We start from the raw sequence: 22,749 nt of genomic DNA, 5'->3' as shown, positions 1-22,749 counted from the left end.
CGGTGTGAGCCCTTGACGCTGTGATCCACGTCGCGTACATTGTTCAACAAGTTCGGATTGTTCTACATTTCCACAATCCAACAGAATGCTCCGCTTTCGGTGGCTGTCCGGGGGAAGCCGCCACCCAGCCTCAGTGCCCGCGCCCTGTCGATGTCGCAGGCCGGACAGGCTGGCGCACCAGCCCATCCGCAGCAAGACGGATGGCATCCACACTTCTCATGGAGGAACAAATGGCCAATCAATCCGCAATGGCCTCCGCAGCCCCCAAGCCCGCTGTCGGGCGCAAGGACATGTACAAAGCATTCGCGGCCAGCCTCACGGGGACCGCGCTTGAGTTCTACGACTTCGCGGTCTACTCGGCAGCGGCCGCCATCGTTTTCCCGCTGATCTTCTTCCCGGCGTCGGACCCGGTAACGGGCACCCTGCTGGCGTTCTCCACATACGCGGTGGGCTACATTTCCCGTCCGGTCGGCGGCATCATCTTCGGCCGGCTGGGCGATGAGATCGGCCGCAAGAAGATCCTGGTCTTCACCCTGATGCTGATCGGCGTGGCCACCTTCCTCATCGGCCTGCTGCCCACCTACGGCAACATCGGGATCATCGCCCCGGCCATCCTCGTCTTCCTGCGTTTCGCGCAGGGCGTGGGTGTCGGCGGCGAATGGGGCGGCGCCGTCCTGCTGTCCAGCGAATTCGGGGAACCCAGCCGGCGCGGCTTCTGGGCGTCGGCGGCGCAGATCGGCCCGCCCGCGGGCAACCTCCTGGCCAATGGCGCGCTTGCCGTCCTCACCCTGAGCCTGTCCGAGCAGGCATTCCTGGACTACGGCTGGCGGATCGCCTTCCTGATCTCGGCGCTGCTGGTTGCATTCGGGCTGTGGATCCGCCTGAAACTCGAAGACACCCCCGTCTTCAAGGCAATGGAAGCCCGTGGCGAGCAGCCCAAGGCCCCCATCCGCGAACTCCTCGCCACCCAGCGGCGCCCCCTCCTGGCCGCAATGCTCAGCCGCATCGGCCCGGACGTCACCTACGCGCTCTGCACCGTCTTTACCCTGACCTATGGCATCCAGGAACTTGGCTTCGACCGGGGGCAGGTCCTCCTCGCTGTGCTCATCGGCTCGGGCCTGCAGCTCTTCACGATGCCGCTCGCGGGCGCCATCTCCGACCGGATCAACCGCCGCCTCGTCTACGGCATCGCGGCAGTGGCTGCGGCCGTCTGGGCCTACCTGTTCTTCATCGTGCTGGAAGGCCGCTCCCCGGTGATGCTCGTGGTGGGCACCGTGCTGGGCCTGCTCTGCCACTCCTTTATGTACGGCCCGCAGGCCGCATTCGTCGTCGAGCAGTTCTCCCCGCGGCTCCGCTCCACGGGCAGTTCCCTGGCCTACACCTTTGCCGGCATCATCGGCGGTGCCATCGCACCGTTCATGTTCACGCTGCTGCAGAGCACCTTCCACAGCTGGGTCCCGGTGGCCATCTACCTCAGCGTTGCCTGCCTGCTGACGGTGGTGGGCCTTGCCCTCGGCCGCGACTCGAATGTGGCCGAGGACGAGGAATACCTGAGGGCATCGGCCGAAGTCGCCGAAAGCGCAGCCCGATGACGCAGGCGAACGCCCTCCTGGCGCCGGCTGAGGCCCGCCGGCAGTTCCGCGACGGCCTGGTCACACCCACCTCCGGCTGGAGCGACGGATACACCCAGGCCAACCTGATCGCGGTGACGGCGGACTACGCAGACGAGTTCCTCGAATTCTGCGGGCTGAATCCCAAGCCCTGCCCGGTCATCGACGTCATTCCCGCGGGGCGATACGAAAGTTCCCTCGCCGCGGGCTCTGACATCCGCACCGACATCCCCGCCTACCGGGTGTGGAAGGACGGCGTCCTGGCCGCCGAGGTCCCGGATATCCGCTCGCTCTGGCGCGATGACATGGTGGGGGTGCTCATCGGCTGCAGCTTCACGTTTGAAGCCGCACTTGCCGCCGAGGGCATCCCGCTCCGCCACACCGAGACGGGGCGCAACGTCCCCATGTACCGCACGAATGTCGAGTGCATACCGGCAGGGCGGATCCACGGCCCGATGGTCGTCTCGATGCGGCCCATGCCGGCCGACCTGGTGGACACGGCTGTCAGGGTGACAGCGGAGGTGCCGAAGGTGCACGGCGCGCCGGTCCACGTCGGATCACCCCAGGAGCTCGGCATCGCCGACCTTGCGCGCCCCGACTTCGGTGACGCCGTGGACATCCGGCCCGGCGAGGTCCCGGTGTTCTGGGCCTGCGGGGTAACGCCGCAGAGCGCCGTGATGGCATCCCGGCCGGCCTTCGCCATCAGCCACGCTCCCGGGTACATGTTCATTACTGATGTCCCGGAGAGCGCGTACCGGGTGCCGGCAGGGCAGTAAAGGCGGGGCAGGGCCACTGACTGTGGCCCTGCCACGCCTTTGTCAAAGCCAGCCTAGAAGCTCCTGGCGTTCGCCAGCACCGGCAGCTTTCCACGGACGTTCGGGATGATGGAGGGGTCGACGTCGACCACCGCCAGTTCGGGTTCTCCGCCGAGCGCCACCAGCGGGGAGCCCAGCGGCGACACCACCGCGCTGTGGCCGATCCCCGTGGGCGCCGCGCTGGCGGACGGCAGCCCGAGGGTTGCCGGATCGCCCTGGCCGCAGGCCACCACAAAGGTGGTGCTGTCCACCGCCCGGGCACGGACCAGCAGGTCCCACTGCTCCGCCTTGCCTTCGCCCGCACCCCAGGATGCGCAGACGATGTTGATGGCGGCACCGGCCCTGGCGTTGGCCGTGAACAGTGCAGGGAACCGCACGTCGTAGCAGGTGGCAAGGCCGACGGTGGTGCCGTTGAGCTCGAACGTCACTGGGGCTGTTCCCGCATCCACCGAATCGGACTCGGTGAAGCCGAAGGCGTCAAAAAGGTGGATCTTGTCATAGGACGTGTCGAGCCCCGGGCCGGTCACCAGGAGCGTGTTCCGCACCCGCCCACCCTCCCCGGGCGTGAACATGCCGGCCACGACGGCGATGTCCAGGTCCCGGGCGATGGCCCGAACAGCGGTGGCCCACGGCCCGTCCAGCGGTTCGGCGATGTCCGTCAGCGAATTGCCGAAGGCGCGCATGGCCGCCTCGGGGAACACCACCAGCTCCGCGCCGGCCGCCTTTGCCCGGGTGGCGTATTCTCGGATCAGCTCGAGATTGGCCGCCAGGTCGGCGCCCGTGACGATTTGGGCAATGGCTAAACGCATGGATCTGCTCTTCTCTGTTGTATACCTTATGTATGCGAAAAAGTTCGGGGACAGCGGCCTCCGGCCGGGAGAAGGCGTACGCCTACCTGCGTGAAAACATCCTGACCGACCCGGAAATGCAGGGGCGCTTCCTTAACGAGCAGGAGCTGGCCGCCGAAATCGGGGTCTCCCGCACCCCTGTCCGCGAGGCCCTGCTGCTGCTGGTCTCCGACGGGCTGGTGGAACTGATCCCGCAGCGAGGGGCCTACGTTCCCCCGGTGACCGGCCGCGAAATCTCGGAACTGATGGAGCTGCGCGGCGTGCTGGAAAGCCATGCCGCCCGCCTTGTCATCGAGCACCGGAGCGTCCCGGCGGACAAGATGCAGGACACCCTCGACCAGCAGTCCAAGCTGCCCGAAAACGAAGGTGCGGATGCCGCCCAGGAGTTTATCCGGTTGGACACCCTCTTCCACCAGCAGCTCATCGACGCTGCCGGCAACGAGCTCATCTCCCGCACCTACAGCAAGCTGCATGTCCGGCAGATTGTCGTCGGGGTTTCCGCCCTGTTCCGGACGGGAGGCAGGCGCGAGCAGGTGTGCTCCGAACACCAGGACATCCTCGATGCCCTGGTGTCCGGGGACGCGGCGAAGGCGCAGAAGGCCATCGACCACCACCTGGCGGTCACGCGCGACATCCTGCTCCGCACCTGAACCGGAACCGCTAGAGGGATTCGCCGACGCCGTACTGCTGGCGGCCCGAGGCGGAACCTTCCAGGAGCAGCCGGTAGTCCAGGTCCTCCACGGTGTCGTTGTCCCGGCCGAGCGCCAGCCCCACCAACGTCACCGCTGCGGCCACGGCCACGTAGACCGCCACCGGAATCCAGGTTCCGAACTCGGCCAGAAGCACCGTGAACAGCAGCGGTGCGATGGCGCCGCCGATGACGCCGGCAAACGTGTACGCCAGCGAACTTCCGGTGGACCGGAGCCGCGGAGAGAACTGCTCCACGATGAAGGCCGCCTGCGGACCGTACATGAAGGAGTGCGCCATCAGGCCCAGCACGATGCCCACGATGAGCATCGGCTGGTTGTTGCCGCCCAGGACGCCGAAGAAGACGAACGTCCACACTGCGCCCGCCGCAGCGCCGACGCCGTAGACCAGGCGGCGGTTGAAGCGGTCGGAGACGGCCCCGGCCAGCGGGATCATGAACAGCTGGAAGGCGGAGCCGATCAGGACGGCGGTGAGCACCTGGTTGCGTTCGTAGCCGAGGACCTGGATGCCGTAGGTGAGCGTAAAGACGGTGAACAGGGCGTACAGCACGTCCGGTCCCACGCGGCACAGAATGGCGGCGATCAGTGGACGGAGTTCCTTGCTGAAGACCTCGCGGACGGGCGCGTGGGGCTGTTCGCCGTGGGCTTCGATGGCCTTGAAGATCGGAGTGTCCTCCAGCTTCAGCCGGATCCAGAGGCCGAAACCAACCAGCACGGCCGAGACCAGGAAGGCGATGCGCCAGCCGAAGCTCAGGAACTGCTCCTCGGTGAGCGTGACGGTCAGGACGGCAAGGGCGCCGTTGGCCAGAAGGTTGCCCGCGGGCGGTCCCACCTGGGCGGCGGAAGCCCAGAAGCCGCGGCGGTGCGGGTCGCCGTATTCGCTGGAGAGCAGGACGGCGCCGCCCCATTCGCCGCCAACACCCACGCCCTGGGCGAACCGCAGCGCGACCAGCAGGATTCCTGCCGTGGCGCCGATGTTTGCGTAGCCGGGCAGCACGCCGATGAGCACCGTGGCCACGCCGATGATCATCAGCGTGGTCACAAGGACCTTCTTGCGGCCAATGCGGTCCCCGAGCCGGCCGAAGATGATGCCGCCTACCGGGCGGGAAACGTAGCCAACGGCGTAGGTGGAGAAGGCGAGGATCGTCCCGGTCAGCGGATCGGTCGCGGGGAAGAACACGACGGGAAATACGACAGCGGCCGCCGCCGAGTAGACGGCAAAGTCGTACCACTCGAGGGCAGTGCCGGTGAGGCTGGCGGCAAAGGCCTTGTACAGGCCCTTGGGGTGAATCGTCTTGTGCGGATGCGGCGCTGAGCCGGGACCCGGAACTGGAGCGTTGGCCATGGTGTTGTCCTCCACGAGATTTTTCTAGTGACGCCTGTCACGCTGGCGCTAAATGTATACATTACGCATACTGGATGTACATTGGCGACCGTTTCCGGTTTCCGGTTTGTAAAAATTTCTGCAGCAGCAAATGCAAAGGATGGATCCACGATGACGACTCTGAGCTTTGAACTACCGGACGGCCGCACGCAGGATGTGGAGGTCAGGCACCTCCTGAACGCCGGCTACGCAGGGCGTGAGCAGGATGAAGTCCAGGCCCATATCGCTGAGCTCGCTGAACTTGGCGTCCCGGGCCCGGCTACCACTCCCGCCCTGTATCCAGTGTCCCCCTATCTGGCCCAGCAGGTAACGGAGGTGCAGGTGCAGCATGAGCGCACCTCCGGGGAGGCGGAGTGGGCTCTTGTCATCACTGAGGAAGGGGTGCTGCTCACCGTCGCCTGCGACCATACGGACCGCGCGCTGGAGGTGCACGGTGTGGCCTGGAGCAAGAACGCGAGCCCGGACGTGCTGGGCCGCAAGGCCTGGCGGCTCGATGACGTCAGGGACCACCTGGACCAGATCACTCTCAGGGCCTGGGTGGGGGAGGGCGACACCCCCGATACCCTCATCCAGGAGAGCTCACTGGCAGCCCTGCTGACGCCGGACTACTGGCTGGACGTCCTCACCGAGCGCGGCCTCAACGCCCCCGGAACGGTGCTCATCTCCGGCACGGTGGCCATGACCGGCGGCGTGAACCAGTTCGCCCGGAGCTGGAAGGTGGAGATGGCCGATCCGGTGACCGGAAACTCCGTGGACGTCCAGTACGTCGTGGAACAGATGGCCGAGCCGATCGGCTGACGTTTCCTGCCGCAAAGACCGGCGGACGACGACGGGAGCCTCCCGCCGTCGTCCGCCCCTGAGGCGCTTCCCGTCTTCAGTGCACCCGCCTTAGGCGCGTCCCGCCCCGGGTGCCGTTCCCGCCGGGACCTCCCCGCGGGCGTGCCGCTTCCGCACTGTTGTCAGGTAAAGCCGGTGGGCGGTGATCACGAGTGCCAGCCAGGCCGCGCCCAGCGCCCACGCGGCGAGAACGTCGGTGAGCCAGTGGTGGCCCAGGTATACCCTGCTCAGGCCCATGGCCGCGGCGAAAACCGCGGCGGCCGCGCCGGTGAGGACGCGGCTCCGGGCCGTCTTCAGCCGCAGGATGACCAGGTAGGCAATGATTCCCGCGATCACCACCGCATTCAGGGAATGGCCGCTGGGAAATGAGGCCGAGTGTTCGTAGGGCGGAACGGCGTCGCTCAGGTCGGGGCGGGTACGGCCGATCAGCCGCTTCCCCGCGATGGTCATCAGCAGGGAGCCCAGGCCTGCCGTGACAATCAAAATGACGGGCGTCCACGACCGCCGCCGGTAGGCCAAGGCGCCCATGACGGTCAGGGCCAGGATTGGCACGCCGATGGTGCCGCCCACGTCGGTGAAGGCCGTAATGGCCATATCAAGGGCGGGGGAGCGCAGGCTCTTGCCGGCCGCGAGTACCGGATGGTCCAGGCCGGCCACCCCGTCGGCGCGGACCACCGACTCGTACACTTCAGCAAAGGCGGCGGTCAAGACGGCGGCGATGACCGCCCCCAGCATCAGGGTCAGGATCAGGGCGCCGTGCGGACCCAGGACCTGGCTGATCCGCTGGACGGCTCCGACCAGAAGGCGGCCGAACCGGCTCTGCCAGCGGGTGAGGTCCTTGCCTCCGACGGACGTGTCCTGGCGGAGTTCGCCGCGCACGCCGGTTTGCGGTGTTCCCTGTTTGTCGGTCAGCGGCCCGTAGGGCAACGGTTTGTCGGTCAACGGTTCGTCAGGCAATTCGGGGTCCTGTCTCTCGTCGGTCGCAGCGAACTCGGCAGCAAGGCATTTAGTAAGCAACCTTACTTGTTAGCTGCCAGGCCGTCCACGGGAACGGGTGTTCACGAGAACAGGAAAGCGGACGACGGCGGTTACCTCCCGCCGTCGTCCGCTTTCCTTAGCCGCTGCAGGGGCAGTGCTCAGGCGCTCAGTTCGTCCGGGCCGTGGTGGGCGTTGCCGGACATGGCGCGGGCACGGCCGGCCTTGGCCCGGTACGAGGCCAGGAAGGTGGCGATGCGGCGCACGGCTTCACGGATGTCGTCCACGGCGGGCAGGATGACGAACCTGAAGTGGTCCGTGGCGTGCCAGTGAAACGCCGTCCCGTGCGAGACCAGGATTTTCTGGTCCTGCAGCAGATCAAGGACAAACTGCTCATCGTCCACGAACGGGTACATCTCCGGATCCAGCTTCGGGAACAGATACATCGCGCCGGCCGCCGGCACGCAGCTCACGCCGGGAATCTCGTTGAGCAGCCGGCAGGCAAGGTCGCGCTGCTCCCGCAGCCGGCCGCCGGGCCGGATCAGGTCCGTGATGCTCTGGTAGCCGCCAAGCGACGTCTGGATCGCGTGCTGCGCGGGAACATTGGGGCAGAGCCGGAGCGAGGCCAGCAGCTCCAGTGACTCCCGGTACGCGGCGGTGGCCCAGCGCGGACCGGAAACGGCCACCCAGCCGGCACGGTAGCCGGGCATCCGGTACGCCTTGGACAGGCCGGAGAAGGTCAGCACCGGAATGTCCCGGGCCACGGAGGCCGTGTGGATGTGCACGTTATCCTCGAATGTGATCTTCTCGTAGATTTCGTCGGAGAACAGCACCAGGTCATGGCGCCGGGCCAGTTCGGCGAACTGCTCCAGGGTGTGCCGGGGGTAGACGGCCCCGGTTGGGTTGTTGGGGTTGATGAGCACGATGGCCCGCGTGCGGTCCGTGATCTTCGCCTCGACGTCGGCCATGTCCGGCCACCAGTTGTTCTCCTCATCGCACATGTAGTGCACGGCGTTGCCACCGCAGAGAACGGTGGCCGCCGTCCACAGCGGATAGTCCGGTGAAGGAATGAGAACCTCGTCGCCGACTTCCAGAAAGGCCTGCAGTGTCATGGAAATGAGCTCGCTGACCCCGTTGCCGATGAAGATGTCCTCGACGCCGATCTCCATCAGGCCCTTGGTCTCGTAGTACTGCGAGATGGCGGTCCGGGCGGAAAAGATGCCCTTCGAGTCGCTGTAGCCCTGCGCCTCGCGCAGGTGATGGATCATGTCCACCACGATGGACTCCGGTGCATGCAGGCCGAACGGCGCCGGATCCCCCAGGTTCATGCGCAGAATGCTGTGGCCTTCCGACTCCATTTTCTTCGCCGCATGCTGCACCGGACCCCTGAGGTCGTACCGGACATCTTGCAATCGGCTGGAATTCTGCATGGCGCGCATGAGGCATGCTTTCACAGCTGCGCCGCTCCGGACAATGTGAAGAACCGGCCCGGTCGGACGACGGCGGGACGTCGCGCCGTCGTCGGCTAGCGGCCGGCAGTGTCAGAGTTCCGGAACGCATTCCCCGCCGCCCAGAATGGCCAGTCCGGCGAGGTCGCCTGCGGCGAACTCCGTGACGTCGGCGCCTTCCGGGTTCATCAGCTGAGTGGGGTCGTTCACGTGGTCCAGCCCCACGACATGGGCGAGCTCGTGCATGATGACGGCACGGGCGTACCGGCGTCCGTCCGGCCACTGCAGAATGTCGGCGAAATCGGGGGCGTCGAGTGCTACCTGGCCCGCCACCAGGACATACGGCTGGCCGTCCATGTACGCGTACCCGCTGCCGCCCAGGCCGTCGACGTCCCCTGCCAGGTCAGGACTCTCTGCGGGGCTGGACCATGCAATGAGCACGGGAGCCCACCTCTTGCCGTAAAGGTCCGGCTGGAACATCTCGCGGTCCTCGCTGGGCGCCTCAGACGTGGGGCCGTCATAGACAAACCGCAGGCCGGTGGCCGCCGAAACTTTAGCGACCGCCTCCTGGATCATTTGGTCAGCACCGGGCGGGGCGTTGTCGGGACGGACCACGTAATGCACGGGCCGGCAGGGATCGTAGGCGGCGAAGGGCTGGCCGGGATCGGGGGATTCCTGCAGCATGTACGCCTTTGACCCCGTGCTGGCAGGCGGCTGTCCGAGCGGGGATGCCGCAGCCTCGAATCCGGGCGGCGGCACCGGCGCTCCGGGGAGGTATGGCAGGACTGCGGGCAACACAAAGCGCTCGAACACCATCGGCACGGAGGAAAGGCCCACGAGCAGGGCGATGCCTGCGCCGATGGCCCACTGCGGAATTCGTCCGCTCGCGGACCTTCGGACGCCGGGCGGAAACGCCTCGTTGGGCACGCCAAAACCTGGTGGTGGCGGGCTCTCCCGCCAGTTGGAATCCGGACGCAACAGTGTCCCCCTGGTTGTTGCATGTCGCCATCACGAGAAAATGGATCACCCAAAGCATAAAGGCGCAGGGCAGCAATAGCGGCCCGCATTCTCCGACGGCGGCCGCTGCCGTTGCCGCGGAAAGGGGACCTGACGTAGCTTCGGGGAAGAGCATGCTTGGCAGACGGCCAGAAGGAGAGTTGAGGATGTCCCTGCTTAAAGGACTTGTGAACGGAGCGCTCGCCGGCGCCGCGGGAACCACGGCGCTGAATGCCGTCAGTTACCTGGACATGGTGTTGCGGGGCCGGGCGGCGAGCACCACGCCCACCGACTCAGTGGAGCGGCTGGCGGAACGGGCAGGCGTGACGATCCCGGGAACCGAAGCCCAGCGCGGGAACCGGATCGAGGCCCTTGGACCGCTGCTCGGGATCGCCACCGGCGCGGGCCTCGGCGCTGTGTTGGGGGCGGCCGGGTCACTGGGGGTTCGCACCGGGCCCGTCCGGTCAGTGGCGGTGGCCTCGCTGGCTGCCCTGCTCGTCTCCAACGTTCCCATGACCGCCCTGGGCGTGACTGATCCGCGGACCTGGAGTGCCGCAGACTGGGTCAGCGACATCGTGCCGCACGTCGCGTACGGCGCAGTCACCGGGCACCTGCTGGAGCACCTGCCCAAGTAGGTGGCTGTTTCCAACGACACCGAAAGGGATGCAGTGACCGACCCGGACGGCTCGCAGAAGCACGGGCGCGCGGAACCCGCGGTCCCGCGGCGTGCCGGAGGCCAGACGCCGCAGGAGCCCGAGCATTCCCGGCAGGACAGCCGGAAGGCGCGCTGGGGCACCCGCTGGGCCACCGTCGTCGCCGTCCTCCAGCGCCTGCTGTACGTGGCCATCACCGCCGCCGTGGGCTGGGCCGTCTATTTCTTCCTGCTCGCCCGGTTGGCCAGGGGACCGGAGCAGGTGTGGGTGTTCCTCCCCGTCTGGCTCATTGCTGCGTACGCCTTCCTGCCCCGCCTCCACAAGATCCTCAGCAGCCTGTACCTGCCGAATTACTTCATCGGGCGCGCCCGTACCGGCGACGGCGTGCTGGGCGATCCGGTCAATCTCGCCGTCATCGGCCCGGCGGACGAACTGCGCACCGCGATGCTCACTGCCGGGTGGATTGAGGCCGACCCCGTCACCCCGTCCACCGCCTGGCGTGCCCTCACCGCGACGCTTCTGGGCCGGAGCTATCCGCAGTCGCCGGTCAGTGCCCTGTACGTTTTCGGCAACAAGCAGGACATGGCGTTCCAGCGGGAAATCGACGGCAATCCGCGCAAGCGGCACCATGTGCGGTTCTGGAAATGCCCTGACGGCTGGATGCTTCCCGGCGGGTTCGCCGTCGACTGGGTGGGTGCCGGAACATACGACAAAAGCGTGGGACTCTCGCTCTTCACGTTCCAGATCACACACAAGATCGCCGACGGGACCGACGAGGAGCGCGACTTCATTATCGGCACGCTGCAAACTGCCAATGCCGTGGAATCCGTGCACGTCATCCGGCACTTCTCCTCCGGATACCACCACCGCAACGGCGGCGGAGACAGTATCCGTACGGACGGGCACCTTCCCATCATCGATCTCCGGCCACCCGGCCAAGCGGACCCGATCCGGCCATTTTGACCGGATCGGAAAACGTAAGGGACGACGGCGGGATGCACCCGCCGTCGTCCTCGTGCTGCCCCGAAGCGGTCCGGCTTTGTTCGGACTACACAGTCGAGCGGTCCCGGGTAGTCTGGCCGCCGGAGCTGGCGGACCCGGCCTAGGGTCCGCCAGCTCCGGCCGTTGGGGCCCGGTCTCAGATGGTCGGTTTCAGATGGTCCGCGGAGCCTTCGCCAGGTTCCCGACGAGCTCTGCCGTGTTCTGCCGGATGACATAGGCCGGACGGTCGCGCTCGACGCGCCAGCTGTCGGACAGAGGCCCGATGTTGACGGTGTCGAAGCCGAATTCGTCGTAGAGCTTCGTCACCAGCTCACTTGCCTCCGGGTAGTCGCTGGCGGTGGCCAGGGCTCGGCGGTTCTCCGTGCCCGGCGGGGTGCCGTCCGAAGCGATCTGCTTGGCCATGATGTGGTTGAATCCCTTGGCCACCTTGGACTCCGGAAGGTGTTCCTGCAGCAGGCCGGACGTGGTGGCTTCCCCGTTGTCCAGCGCCGGGAAGCGGCCGTCCCGCTCCCAGTAGTAGTTGTTGGTATCGATCACGATCTTGCCGGCCAGCGGCTCCACGGGGATGTCCTGGTAGCTCTTGAGCGGAACGGTGACGACGGCGAAATCGGCCGCCGCTGCAGCCTCCGCAGCCGTGGCCGCCTTCGCCCGCGGTCCCAGCTCCGCAACAAGAGCGGCCAGCGTTTCCGGCCCCCGCGAATTGCTGATGACCACGTCATAGCCGAGCTCCACAGCCTTCCGTGCGACCTGGCTTCCAATGTGTCCTGCACCGATGATTCCGATTGTTGTCATGTCCGGCGCAACAGCGGGCAGCCTGCAGGTATTTCGCACATTACGCCAGACGTCGGCGGACTGCCGGGGCCAGCGAGTGCCCAAGTAGCGGCCGCTGCGAAAATTCGAGTACCTGCTACGGGTGCCGCTGCCCGCTGTGGCACATAGGGTTGAGGTATTGGGTGGTGGAAAGTGTGCCGGCAGCACCAATTGCTGGCATGCACTGGGCTGGGACGGCCGCCACGGTTGTTGCCGAACCGGCCGGGTCCTCCTCGGCTGACTCGGCACGTCGGTGATTGCTGGATCAGTCAGCCTCAGGGCTCGGAAAGCCTCGTCTGACGGCCGGCAATCATGGTTGCGTACCCGGTCACGGCCTTAAGTTGCCGCCCCACCTGCGAGGGCCCCATGAAGATTCCGAGGTCTGAACTTCCCGTCATAACGGCGGCTGTGAACACTGCACCTGTGAGGGTGGTCCCCGACCAACCTGCCGGTCCGACCGCAGCAGCCGGTCCCCGCTCCACCGCGACGGTTCCCGCCGGGCCAATACAGGTCCCAGTTCCTGGGCCGGCCGCAGCCGCCCCGGGCGGCGCTGGCATTCGTCCGCAAGGCGACGAGATCGCAGCCGTTCCCGCCCGCGCGGGTATCGGCAACTGGCCCGACCCCATGTAAGCCCAATCCCCCCGTACGACGGCGGGAGGTCCCGCCGTCGTCGTTCTTGCCCTGCAACTGTCTGCCCAGAAACCCGCTCCCTGACGCAACGCTCCGTTGAAGAGTCCGGCACGCGCCGGAATACTGGAGACGGGACAAGGTCCGGCGGCAGGGGCGGTGACAAGGTGACGGGTGCAGCAGGCGGCTACTTCAGGCGGAAGATGGAGCGTGCGGCTGAACTCCGTGCCCTCCGGTCCTCCGGCGGGACAGCGGAGGACGACGCGGAGCTGTCCGCCGCGGAGTCCGAACTGCGGGAAAAGCGCCGGAAGGTCGGCGACGCAGCGCGGGCCGAGTACCTGATCCGGGACGCGATGGCGCAGGGGAAGTTCGACAACCTGAAATACTCCGGCAAACCTATTCCCGGACTCGGGGATGGATATGACCCCGACTGGTGGGTCAAGGGCCTCATCCAGCGCGAGCACCTGAGCGGCCTGGGACCAAAAGCGATCCTGCTGCGCACCGAGGACGCGGAGCTGGACGCCAAACTGGACGCCCAGTACACGGAAAAGCAGGTGCGCGACATCGTCGAGGATTTCAATGCCAGCGTCATCGACGCCCGCCGCCAGCTGCAGGGCGGGCCGCCGGTAGTCACGAAAACCCGTGACGCAAACGCCGAGGTGCAGCGGTGGCGCGAACGGCGTGCTGCGGCGGCCGCGGTTGCGCCGGAACCTGCCCCGGAAGCCAAAAGGCCCTGGTGGCGGCGTCTGCGCAACCGCTCCTCCTGAAGCGCTCGCAGGTGGCACGATAAAGGAATGATGGCTGTTCTGCTGGGCTGGAACCCGGGCGTAGGCGATACCTGGCCGGCCTATTCGCGGGTCGTTGATGAGCTGGGCGCTGCCGGCGTGCACCGGCGCGCGTGGCCCACCGGAACCGGCACCCAGCCAGCGCCGGGAGCGGATGCCTGGCTCTTGCTGCACGGAAAGACGGGAAGCGGGCTGATCGGCCACGGAGTGGTCGCCTCCGTGCCATATCTGGTTACCGGGCCGGAGCTGGAACACGGGACCCGGACCTGTATTGACGTGGACTTTGACGTGCTGCTGCCGCTGGGAGACCAGGTCCCGGTGGACATTCTCGCAGCCCGCGCGCCGCTGACGGACTGGGCTGCTGCCGCGGCCGCAGGCACGTTCCAGCCGGTCCCGGAGGAACAGGCGCGAGCCATCCGGGAGCTCTGGGCCGAGTGGCTGCCTGCCGACGAGTACGATCCGGTTCTTCCCGTGCCCGGCACCCTGCCGCAGGACGCCCTGATCCGGGTGGGCGTGAACCGGTACGAGCGCAACCCCCATGCCCGGCGGGTCTGCCTTGCGCACCACGGCACGTCGTGCGCCGCCTGCGGGTTTTCCTTTGAGGCCGCCTACGGCCCGGAAGGCGAGGGCTTCATTCATGTCCATCACCTGGTGCCGGCAGCCCAGCTGGGACCCGGCTACGAGCTGGATCCTTTGGGGGATCTTGTTCCGCTGTGCCCCAACTGCCACGCCATGGCACACCGGCGCCGGATCCCCTACACAGTGGCCGAACTGCGGGCCATGATGTCCCGCGCGGGGTACATCAGCGGATCCGTAGTGTCACAGCAGGAGGTGGACGCCCAGGCCGACGCTCGCCGCATCCTGGGCAACACGTGAACCGTTCCCCGGCTAGGGGACTACGGGGACCAGAGCCAGTCCCGGTTGAAGTCAGGATGGTCACTGTAGGGGACCGCCAGCGCATTGAGTGACAGGGTGGTCCATTCCAGCGCCTGCGGAATCCACTCGGTCTCGTCGCCGAAGGGATCGCTGACGAGCGTGGCCAGCGCCGTCTGCCTGGCCGCCTCGACGATGCCGATCAGGCGCCGCTTGGCTTCGCACTCCAGCAGCAGGCGGCGTTCGTACCACTTGCCCGATTCCGACGTCGTGCGGTCGTCGAGCAGCTTGCGGGCCACGGCCTCGTCTTCGGCGATGCGCGCGGACAGGAACTCCACAATGTCCACTGTCTGAGCGTACGCCCGCCGCAACTCGGGCACACGGTGCTACACGGCGGCGCGGAGGTCCACTGGGGTGCTGAGGTCCGCCGGGGAAAGCGGCAGATAGTAGGCGGAGTGGTAGCGCGTGCGGTCGCCGATCAGCACCCAGGCTGACCCCTTCCTGACGCGAAAGCGTTTGGTCAGGACCGTCCGGTCGTGGTGGATCAGGTGGGCGAGGATATCCGCCATGACATCCTCGTGCGTGCACAGGACCGTTCCCGTCCCGCGGGCCATGGCAATGAGGTCCAATGTGGCCGCCAGGCTGCCGCCGGTCAGGTGCTCTGAATGCTCCACCACGAGGGATTCCCGGCGTGCGAGTTCGGCGACCGTTTCGACGCAGCGGATCGAGGGTGCGGATACGATGCGTTCGATGTCAAACATCGCTCCGAGTGAGGCGAGCGAGTTGGCGGCCTGCTCGCCGATCCGTGCCAGCGGCCGGCTGCCGGCTGCCGGGTCCCACTCGTCCCGTTTCGTCATTTCGGCCCCGCGCACCAGCAGCAGCATTTTCTCCCGTTTCGGCGCCGGACGGATGCCCAGCTCCATCTGGAGTAGGGTGCCCAGGGCGATGATGGCGGGCCTGTCCCGCGGCTCGGTGACGGTGCGCAAGGCCGCCGGCAGTGAAAGCCACCTAACGGCGTCGACCTCTTCATTGGGAGTGAAGCGGCCCGGCCCCGCCGCGGCAGCCCAGTAACGGATGCTTTTGATTCTGCGCTTGCTGTCCTCATAGCGGATGCTGGGCAGTTCCGCGCCCAGGCGGCACTGCAGACCTGTTTCCTCCCGCACCTCGCGTTCTGCGCATTCCCGGCCCGTTTCCCCCGGGTCCGCCTTGCCCTTGGGAATGGACCAGTCGCCGTGGGCCGGACGGTGGATCAGGAGCACTTCAAGAGCCCCCTTCTTTCCGATCCGCCAAGGCAGCGCACCATACGTCGGGGGCTTCGTCCTGCTCATGCGCTCGTCTCCGCCTGAAGGCTGCCGTTTTCGGCAGGAACCAGGGTGAGAGCCTGGGCGTCGTTGGCATGCTGCAGGCTGTCCAGCCGGCTGTAGAGCCCGCCCGCCGCGGCGAGTTCGCCGTGCCTGCCGCTTTCGACGATCCGCCCCTTGTCCAGCACGTAGATCCGGTCGGCGCGTTTTAGCGTCGACAGCCGGTGCGCGATGACGATCACCGTGCGCCCCGCCATGAGCCGCTCCAGGCCGCGCATGACGTATTGCTCCGAGATCGAGTCCAGGCCGGACGTCGGTTCATCGAGGATAACGACGGGGGTGTCGCGGACCAGCGCCCGGGCGATGGCGATGCGCTGGCGCTGCCCGCCGGAGAGCGTGACACCCCGCTCGGCCACCGGGGTGTCGTATCCCAGGGGCAGGTTGCGGACGAACTCGTCCACGTGGGCGGCCTCGGCCGCGGCCAGGACCTGCTCCCTGCTGACGCCCTCCGAGCCGTAGGCGATGTTCTCGTAGATGGTCCCGCGGAACAGAATCGATTCCTGCAGCACCATGGATATCTGCCGGCGCACCGTGGCCACCTGCAGGTCCCGCACATCGATGCCGTCAAGGAGGACTTCCCCCTCGGCGGCGTCGTAGAGCCGCGGTATAAGGCTGACGATGGACGACTTGCCGGCGCCCGTCGGGCCCGTGATCGCCACGACGCTGCCAGGCTCCGCCTTGAAGTCGATCCCGTGCAGCACATGCCGGTCCCCCTGGTAGCCGAAGCTCACCGAGCGCAGTTCCACCGCACCGGCCAGCCGCGGGGCCGGCCGTGCGCCGGGCCGATCCGAGATGGCCGGCGCGGTGTCCAGAATTTCCTGGATGCGCTCTGCGCTGGCCTGGCCGCGGCTGATGACGGTGGTGAGCTTGGCCAGCGACTTCATGGGGGAGTACATGGCCTTGAGATAGGCGAGGAACACGAGCAGCAGGCCCAGCGTCAGGGTCCCGTCCAACACCCGCTGGGCGCCGATCCAGAGGACCAGCACTGTCCCCAGGGTTGCGATGATGTCCACCAACGGCGAGAACATGGACTGCAGACGGATGACCCTCAGGCCGGCGTCACGCCGTCCGTCATTGCGGGTGCGGAAGTCCTCCTCGTGGCGCGCTTCGCTCGTATAGGTCTGCATCACCCGGACCGAGGCGAACGTCTCCGACATCGCCGCCGCGATGTCGCTGTCCCTGCTCCGGGCCTCCTTCGACGCACGCTTGATGCGGCGCCGGTAGAACAGCACCGTAATGAACAGCAACGGCGACACCGCCAGGCCGATCAGCGCAAAGGTTGGGTCGATCAGCACACAAATCGTGATGACGAACCCCAGGATGAAGATATTGGGCAGCAGCACGGACAGGATCGACACCATGAGGGCGCGCACGTAGTCGACGTCCGTGGTGGTGCGGGTAACGAGGTCGCCCAGTCGCTGTTTATCGTGGAAGGCCAGTGACAGTCGTTGCAGATGGGTGAAGACCTCGGCCCGGATCGTGGCCATCGCCCTCTCACCCACCCCATTAAGCAGTCGGGTGCCGAGGTAGTCCGCCCCCGCATTGAGCACTGTCATTGCCAGAAGCGCCGAGGCGGCGAGCAGGAGCAACTGGAGCCGGCTCAGGCCAGCCAGGCCAAGGAAGGCCGGCATCTCGTGGGCCTGGGAGCTGCCCGTCGGCTGCAGCACGTCGTCGACGATGACTTTCATGGGCCACGGCAGGGCCACCTCCATGGCGGCGACGAAGACCACCAGCAGCGCGCCGCCCCCCAGTGCCCAGATATGCGGGGCTATCGCCCCGCGGAACCGCCAAAAGGTTTGAAACATCTCTGCCCCTAAGAACCGTCCAGGGATAATCCCTGGTCCGGCTCACTATTTCTTACGGAGCTTTGGGAAAACTCTCCCGGAGCTTGGGGAAAACTTGCTGGCGGTTTGGAGCACGACGGCGGCCGGACCGTTTTGGGGGGCTTACATCCGGGCTGTCACGGACTACCGTTTGCAAGTAGAGGCAATTCCAGCCCGCACGGCAGCAAAGGAGACCCCATGGGTGACGTGTGGATCCGCACGATCAGCCATAGCCTGGTGCGGGCCGACAGGGTCACGGAGATTGCCTCGTCCCGCGGATCGGTTCACGAGGAGCGCGGGTATTCGATCCGGGCGGTGGCTGAGGGCAGGGCCTATATTCTCATTGACAACAGCGACCTCGAGGGCACGGCGAACGCCAGGTTCGGGCATGCCCGGCGCATGCAGGCGGCACTGCTGCTCGCGATGGACGCAGCAAGCACTGCCGCCGCGTCCATGGTGATCAGCTACGAACAGGACGGGGAGCGGTGGATCCTGACCCCGGCGTCGGACATTGCCGGCGTAACTGTGCCGGCTGCACCCGGAGTGGAAAGCACATGAACGCCTAGCGTGCCACGTCGCTGCCATTCTTCGGGCCCACGAAGTCGCAGGAGCCCAAGGTCTCCAGTCTCCCGCCGCCGGATTAACGGCAGGTTAGGGGGCTGTTAGATCGGTTGGGCTAAATTGTCCCCGCCCCGGGCTATCCGGCCCCGTCATCCGAGGAGATCGTCCACGTAGCACCACCGCCAGTCCTCACCCGGTTCGATGCTGCGCATGACCGGGTGCCCGGTGGCCTTGAAATGCCGGGACGCGTGGGTGGCGGGCGAGGAATCACAGCAGGCCACGTTCCCGCACTCCAGGCACATCCGCAGGTGCACCGTGACGGTCCCTTCGCGGGCGCAGGCGTCACAGCGTGCGTCGCGGGGAACCTCGGGATCGCGTGCCGACTCCAGATGTGCGCAGTCGCCTCCCGGCCTGGCGACGGCGCGGGAGCCGGAAACGTCAGCCTCCTCGATGACGGCGTCCAGCATCGACTCCTCGACGTCGAGCCGCTCCAGGACGCTGCTCAGGACCTCGTGGGCGTAGTTCCCGCCGTTCCTAAGTTCGAGGACCTTCGCCCGTTCCGCCTCGAGCATGGCCAGCCGCAGCTGGGCATAACGCTGGCTGGGAGTGGCCGCCTCCGCCGTCGGCCTGCCCAGGCGTTCCCACGCTGCCAGCCCCCGCTCCAGCGTCCTTCGCTTGAGCATGGCCACCACCTCTGGCGGATCATCGTCAGTCCGCAGTTCGTGCAGCCGCTCCACTCCTGCTGCCGTGGCCTGCTGCGTCAGGGACGCCTGGGAGAGTGCGTCCTCGCCCGGATCGGGGCCCTCCACGCGCAGCAGCCGCACCAGGGCGGGCAGCGTGAACCCTTGCAGCGCCAGCGTGCCGGCCACCACCACCATCGCCGCCAGGATCAGGACGGTGCGGTGCTCCAGGTCCTCGGGCAGTGTGAGGGCTGCGGCGAGCGTCACCACGCCGCGCATGCCGGCCCACGAGATGATGGCTGGGTACTGCCAGGGCGGTGCTGGGTCCTTCCGGGAGACGGCCGGGATAAGCCTGGGCAGGTAGGTCGCCGGAAAGACCCAGACCGGCCGTAGCAGCAGCACGGCCAGCAGGATCACCGCGCAGCCCGCCCAGATTCTGGCAGCGCCGAGGGAATCGTCCTGGACGCCCTCTATGACGGTCCGCACCTGCAGGCCGATGAGGAGGAACACTGAATTTTCCAGCAGGAACTGCACCGTCTCCCAGTTGCTCCGCTGGCTCTGCCGGGCGGCCCCGTTGGGCATGGAGGGTGCCTTGGTGCCCATGATCAGGCCGGTCACCACCACGGCCAGGACGCCGGACGCATGGATTGCCTCCGCCGGCAGGTACGCCACGAAGGGTGCCATCAGCGACGTCGTGGTATTGATGGCAACGTTGCGGATCCGCAGGCGCAACTGGGTGAGGACGTAGGCGGCGGCGAGGCCCGCCACCAGCCCGCCGCCGGCGGCCAGCATGAAGTCGGCGCCGATCTCCAGCACGGAAACGGCTCCTGCGAGGGCGGCGACGGCTGCGCGAAGGCACACCAGGGCGGTCGCGTCGTTGACCAGCGATTCGCCCTCCAGGATGCTGACGATCCTGCGCGGCATCCCCACCTTGCGGGCAATGGCCGTGGCGGCCACCGCATCCGGCGGAGCCACCACGGCAGCGAGCGCGATGGCCGCCGCGAGCGGTATCTCCGGGAACAGCCACCAGACCACCAGGCCCACCCCGATGGTGCCGAAGATGACGTAGCCCACCGAGAGCAGCCCGATGGCCCGTCGGTTGGAGCGGAAATCGTACAGCGATGTCTGCAGGGCGGCGGCGTACAGCAGCGGCGGCAACAACCCCACCAGGACCAGTTCAGGGTTGAGGTCGACGCGGGGCACGAACGGGAGGAAGGAGCCGGCCACCCCGGCGAGCACCAGGAGCAGCGGGACCGACACATCGAGCTTGCGGCCCAGCGCGCTGACTGCGCACACCACGGCGGCGAGCGCCAGCAATCCCAGGGCGACGTCCATGCGGCTATTCTCTCAGCCGCGGACTGGCCGACGGCGGGCGGGGACGGGGACTTCCCTCAGGGTGTCTCCGCACGCTTGGGCGCGGGTTCGACGACGTCGTCAGCACCTTCGGCCGGATCCTGCGAATGCATGCGGATGTCGGTAGGGTCTGCCGTTTCATCCCCTTCGGCGGGGGCCTCGCTGTGGATGCGCTGCAGCGACTCCGGGTTCTCGCTCATGACTGCCGCTCCTCTGTTGCGGTTGTGTGCTGTGGGCCATCGCTTAACGTTCATCTAGCTACCGCACCACTCAGACTGTCAAGGACCGGCGCCTGTGCGCTGGCCGGGGGTGCTGTTCTGTGTTGAACTATTGGGGTTGCACCCGAAATGCCCCCGCGGCTGCCAGCCGCAGCACCGCCCTTAGCACCGTCTACCCGGCCGGTCCGCGCCGGCTGTTGGGAAGGAACAACACTATGGCAACGCACAAGATCGGCTATTTCGTAGGGAGCCTGGCCAGCGGCTCTATCAACCGGACCCTCTCCAAGGCCCTCATCAGGCTCGCCCCCGGGGACCTCGAATTCACCGAGATCCCCATCAAGGACCTGCCCCTGTACAGCTACGACTACGACACCGACTTCCCGCCCGAAGGCCGGGCGCTCAAGGAGGCCATCGAAGGCTCCGACGGCATCCTCTTTGTCTCGCCGGAATACAACCGGTCCATCCCCGGTGCGCTGAAGAACGCCATCGACTGGGGCTCCCGGCCCTGGGGCACCAACTCGTTCGCCCGCAAGCCCACCGGCATCATCGGCGCCTCGCCCGGGAGCATCGGCACTGCGGTGATGCAGTCCTCCATGCGCGCCGTTCTGAGCTTCCTCGATGCCCCGCAGCTGAACGCCCCCGAGGCCTACGTCAAGTTCAACCCGGACGTCTTCGGCAGCGACGGCGAGGTCAAGGACGAATCCACTGAGGCCTTCCTGCGCCACTACATGGAGGAGTACTGCGCTTTCGTCCAGCGGGTCCTGGCGGCCAACGCGCCGGGCCACATCGGCGACCCGGAACCCGACACCCAGAAGCTCTCCCGCTAGCCGTCGCCTTCCCCTAGAGGGGGAGGGGGACGAGCCCGCCGAGGTTGCGGTACTTTTCGAGCCGCTGCGGGAGGAGGTCCGCCACCCCGGCGGCCGAGAGCGCCGCCAGCTCGTACTCGATCGCCTGGCCCAGGCGCTGGCAGAACGCTCTGCCCTCGAGGGCCGCGTCGCCTCGTTCGTCCACGATGTGCTCCACCATGCCGTGGGCGTAGAGTGCGGCGACGTTGACGCCCTGCGCCTCGGACATGGCCGGGGCGAATTCGGTGCTGCGGTGAACGATGGCGCTTGCCCCTTCGGGCGGCAGCGGGGACAGCCAGGCGTGCTGGGCAGCGATGGTGCGGTCGGCCGGAAACAGTGCCAAGGCGCCGCCGCCGGTGCCTTGGCCCATCAGCACGGAAACCGTGGGGGAGTTGAGTCCGATGAGGTCATGGAGCGACCGTGCGATTTCGCCGGCCAGTCCGCCCTCTTCCGCTTCCTTGGACAGCGCCGCGCCGCCGGTGTCGATCACCGTCACCAGGGGAAGTCCGAGCTCCTCGGCCAGCCGCATGCCCCGCCGGGCTTCACGCAGGGACGCGGGTCCCATAGCGGTCTGCTGGGAGGGCCGGGGCCGGGTGTGCCCGATCACCACGCAGGACTTCTGCCCGAAGCGGGCCAGTGCCAGCAGCAGCCCCGGGTCTTTTTCGCCCTGGCCGGTGCCGTTGAGCGGAAGCACATCACGGGCCCCGTAGGCCAGCAGCTGCCGCAGGTCCGGGCGCCGCGGGTTCCGGGAGATTTCGATCGATTCCCAGGCTCCGGCGTCGGACGGTTTCACGGACAGCGTCCGCGGCGGGCGTACCCGCGCATGCGGGCCGGCGACCAAGATGCTCAGGGCACGGTCTACGACGTCGGACAGCTGCCACGGCGGGACCACCGCGTCCACGAGCCCCTTGTCGAAGAGGTTCTCTGCCACCTGGACGTTCTCCGGAAAAGGGGAACCGTACAGCGCCTCGTAGACGCGCGGCCCCAGGAATCCGAGGAGGGCGCCCGGCTCGGCCACGGTGATGTGCCCGAGGGAGCCCCAGGAGGCCATGACACCGCCGGTGGTGGGATGCCGGAGGTAGACGAGGTAAGGCAGGCCGGCCTGCCGGTGCGCCCGGACGGCCGCGCTGATCTTCACCATGGAGAGGAACGCTATGGTGCCCTCCTGCATGCGGGTGCCGCCCGACGCCGGTCCGGCCAGGAGCGGCAGCCCCTCCCGGGTGGCGCGCTCGACGGCGTTCACGATCCGTTCCGCTGCGGCGAGGCCGATGGAGCCGGCCAGGAAGCGGAACTCGCTGACAATGACGGCCACCCGCCGGCCGCGGATGAGGCCTTCACCCGTGAGGACGGACTCGTCCACGCCGGACTTCTCCCGGGCCGCAGCCAGTTCCTGCCTGTACCCGGGGCCGGGGTCGGGGTCCACCACAGGGGAGTCCCAGGAGCGGTACGAGCCGGGGTCGAGGACGGCAGTGATGAGTTCGGTGGCGTCCAGGTGCCGGACCTTCTGGCCTTCCGGCTGGTCATTGTCTGTGCCCATG

22 protein-coding genes are annotated in these 22,749 nt (G+C 67.3%); 10 read left to right on the top strand and 12 right to left on the bottom strand.

Going from position 1 to position 22,749, the window contains the following annotated elements; translation table 11 throughout:
• The first annotated feature begins 230 nt into the window (after positions 1-230).
• Positions 231-1,592: an MFS transporter gene (locus tag QFZ23_RS20765; protein WP_306925881.1), complete on the top strand. Its 1,362-nt coding sequence runs from the start codon at positions 231-233 to the stop codon at positions 1,590-1,592.
• Positions 1,589-2,386: a putative hydro-lyase gene (locus QFZ23_RS20760; protein WP_306925879.1), complete on the top strand. Its 798-nt coding sequence runs from the start codon at positions 1,589-1,591 to the stop codon at positions 2,384-2,386. The genes QFZ23_RS20765 and QFZ23_RS20760 overlap by 4 nt, the downstream gene beginning before the upstream one ends.
• A gap of 53 nt (positions 2,387-2,439) precedes the next feature.
• Here QFZ23_RS20760 and QFZ23_RS20755 read toward each other — a convergent pair whose 3' ends face one another.
• Entirely contained in the window at positions 2,440-3,234 is a 795-nt protein-coding gene (locus QFZ23_RS20755) for a carbon-nitrogen hydrolase family protein (protein WP_306925877.1), read from the bottom strand.
• 32 nt (positions 3,235-3,266) lie between these two features.
• On the opposite strand from QFZ23_RS20755, the gene QFZ23_RS20750 reads away from it, so the two are divergent.
• Positions 3,267-3,923, top strand: a complete 657-nt coding sequence (locus QFZ23_RS20750; protein WP_306925876.1) for a GntR family transcriptional regulator — start codon at positions 3,267-3,269, stop codon at positions 3,921-3,923.
• A gap of 10 nt (positions 3,924-3,933) precedes the next feature.
• On the opposite strand, the gene QFZ23_RS20745 is transcribed toward QFZ23_RS20750, so the two are convergent.
• Positions 3,934-5,325, bottom strand: a complete 1,392-nt coding sequence (locus QFZ23_RS20745) for an MFS transporter (RefSeq protein WP_306925874.1) — start codon at positions 5,323-5,325, stop codon at positions 3,934-3,936.
• 150 nt (positions 5,326-5,475) lie between these two features.
• Between QFZ23_RS20745 and QFZ23_RS20740 the strand changes: the two genes are divergently transcribed.
• Complete coding sequence (locus QFZ23_RS20740) at positions 5,476-6,162, top strand: DUF2848 domain-containing protein (protein ID WP_306925873.1); 687 nt, start codon at positions 5,476-5,478, stop codon at positions 6,160-6,162.
• A gap of 90 nt (positions 6,163-6,252) precedes the next feature.
• On the opposite strand, the gene QFZ23_RS20735 is transcribed toward QFZ23_RS20740, so the two are convergent.
• The 3 genes from QFZ23_RS20735 to QFZ23_RS20725 all read right to left on the bottom strand — a co-directional run bounded on the left by QFZ23_RS20735 (position 6,253) and on the right by QFZ23_RS20725 (position 9,551).
• Entirely contained in the window at positions 6,253-7,158 is a 906-nt protein-coding gene (locus QFZ23_RS20735) for a phosphatase PAP2 family protein (protein WP_306925870.1), read from the bottom strand.
• Between the two features lie 179 nt (positions 7,159-7,337).
• Positions 7,338-8,615, bottom strand: coding sequence for a pyridoxal phosphate-dependent aminotransferase (locus tag QFZ23_RS20730; protein WP_306925868.1), 1,278 nt, complete (start codon positions 8,613-8,615; stop codon positions 7,338-7,340).
• A gap of 102 nt (positions 8,616-8,717) precedes the next feature.
• The gene (locus QFZ23_RS20725) at positions 8,718-9,551 is read right to left on the bottom strand and encodes a peptidase (protein ID WP_306925866.1); all 834 of its coding nucleotides are present in this window, start codon (positions 9,549-9,551) and stop codon (positions 8,718-8,720) included.
• Positions 9,552-9,787: 236 nt separating this feature from the next.
• Between QFZ23_RS20725 and QFZ23_RS20720 the strand changes: the two genes are divergently transcribed.
• Positions 9,788-10,255 carry a hypothetical protein gene (locus tag QFZ23_RS20720; protein WP_306925864.1) on the top strand — a complete coding sequence of 156 codons (468 nt, stop codon included), beginning with the start codon at positions 9,788-9,790 and terminating at the stop codon, positions 10,253-10,255.
• A gap of 33 nt (positions 10,256-10,288) precedes the next feature.
• Complete coding sequence (locus QFZ23_RS20715) at positions 10,289-11,236, top strand: LssY C-terminal domain-containing protein (protein ID WP_306925862.1); 948 nt, start codon at positions 10,289-10,291, stop codon at positions 11,234-11,236.
• Positions 11,237-11,425: 189 nt separating this feature from the next.
• On the opposite strand, the gene QFZ23_RS20710 is transcribed toward QFZ23_RS20715, so the two are convergent.
• Positions 11,426-12,106, bottom strand: a complete 681-nt coding sequence (locus tag QFZ23_RS20710; RefSeq protein ID WP_373427909.1) for an NADPH-dependent F420 reductase — start codon at positions 12,104-12,106, stop codon at positions 11,426-11,428.
• Positions 12,107-12,915: 809 nt separating this feature from the next.
• Between QFZ23_RS20710 and QFZ23_RS20705 the strand changes: the two genes are divergently transcribed.
• Positions 12,916-13,479: a DnaJ family domain-containing protein gene (locus QFZ23_RS20705; RefSeq protein ID WP_306926959.1), complete on the top strand. Its 564-nt coding sequence runs from the start codon at positions 12,916-12,918 to the stop codon at positions 13,477-13,479.
• Positions 13,480-13,506: 27 nt separating this feature from the next.
• The gene (locus tag QFZ23_RS20700; protein ID WP_306925861.1) at positions 13,507-14,373 is read left to right on the top strand and encodes an HNH endonuclease; all 867 of its coding nucleotides are present in this window, start codon (positions 13,507-13,509) and stop codon (positions 14,371-14,373) included.
• Between the two features lie 20 nt (positions 14,374-14,393).
• On the opposite strand, the gene QFZ23_RS20695 is transcribed toward QFZ23_RS20700, so the two are convergent.
• Genes QFZ23_RS20695 through QFZ23_RS20685 form a run of 3 tightly spaced genes read right to left on the bottom strand, consistent with a single transcriptional unit; the run spans position 14,394 to position 17,536 of the window.
• Positions 14,394-14,717: a DUF6221 family protein gene (locus QFZ23_RS20695; protein WP_306925860.1), complete on the bottom strand. Its 324-nt coding sequence runs from the start codon at positions 14,715-14,717 to the stop codon at positions 14,394-14,396.
• A gap of 39 nt (positions 14,718-14,756) precedes the next feature.
• Entirely contained in the window at positions 14,757-15,698 is a 942-nt protein-coding gene (locus QFZ23_RS20690; protein WP_306925858.1) for an NUDIX hydrolase, read from the bottom strand.
• Complete coding sequence (locus QFZ23_RS20685; RefSeq protein WP_306925857.1) at positions 15,695-17,536, bottom strand: ABC transporter ATP-binding protein; 1,842 nt, start codon at positions 17,534-17,536, stop codon at positions 15,695-15,697. The genes QFZ23_RS20690 and QFZ23_RS20685 overlap by 4 nt, the downstream gene beginning before the upstream one ends.
• Positions 17,537-17,752: 216 nt before the next feature.
• On the opposite strand from QFZ23_RS20685, the gene QFZ23_RS20680 reads away from it, so the two are divergent.
• Positions 17,753-18,112, top strand: coding sequence for a hypothetical protein (locus tag QFZ23_RS20680; RefSeq protein ID WP_306925855.1), 360 nt, complete (start codon positions 17,753-17,755; stop codon positions 18,110-18,112).
• A gap of 152 nt (positions 18,113-18,264) precedes the next feature.
• Here the strand turns inward: QFZ23_RS20680 and QFZ23_RS20675 are convergent, their stop codons facing one another.
• Together QFZ23_RS20675 and QFZ23_RS20670 are read right to left on the bottom strand one after the other, a co-directional pair.
• Complete coding sequence (locus tag QFZ23_RS20675; RefSeq protein WP_306925853.1) at positions 18,265-20,130, bottom strand: Na+/H+ antiporter; 1,866 nt, start codon at positions 20,128-20,130, stop codon at positions 18,265-18,267.
• A 56-nt stretch (positions 20,131-20,186) separates the two neighbouring features.
• A complete protein-coding gene (locus QFZ23_RS20670) occupies positions 20,187-20,348 on the bottom strand; it encodes a hypothetical protein (protein ID WP_306925852.1) in 162 nt (53 codons plus the stop codon).
• Positions 20,349-20,581: 233 nt separating this feature from the next.
• Here QFZ23_RS20670 and QFZ23_RS20665 point away from each other — a divergent pair, with 233 nt between their 5' ends.
• The gene (locus QFZ23_RS20665; RefSeq protein WP_306925851.1) at positions 20,582-21,193 is read left to right on the top strand and encodes an NADPH-dependent FMN reductase; all 612 of its coding nucleotides are present in this window, start codon (positions 20,582-20,584) and stop codon (positions 21,191-21,193) included.
• A 13-nt stretch (positions 21,194-21,206) separates the two neighbouring features.
• Here the strand turns inward: QFZ23_RS20665 and QFZ23_RS20660 are convergent, their stop codons facing one another.
• Positions 21,207-22,748 (bottom strand): carboxyl transferase domain-containing protein, encoded by a 1,542-nt coding sequence (locus tag QFZ23_RS20660; protein WP_306925850.1) that lies wholly within the window; start codon positions 22,746-22,748, stop codon positions 21,207-21,209.
• Between the last annotated feature and the right edge of the window lies 1 nt (position 22,749).

The organism is Arthrobacter globiformis (assembly GCF_030818015.1).
GTDB classification, from domain to species: Bacteria; Actinomycetota; Actinomycetes; order Actinomycetales; family Micrococcaceae; genus Arthrobacter; species Arthrobacter globiformis_C.
The sequence above is the reverse complement of the archived record's forward strand: the minus strand, read 5'-3'. Positions and strand labels throughout refer to the sequence as shown.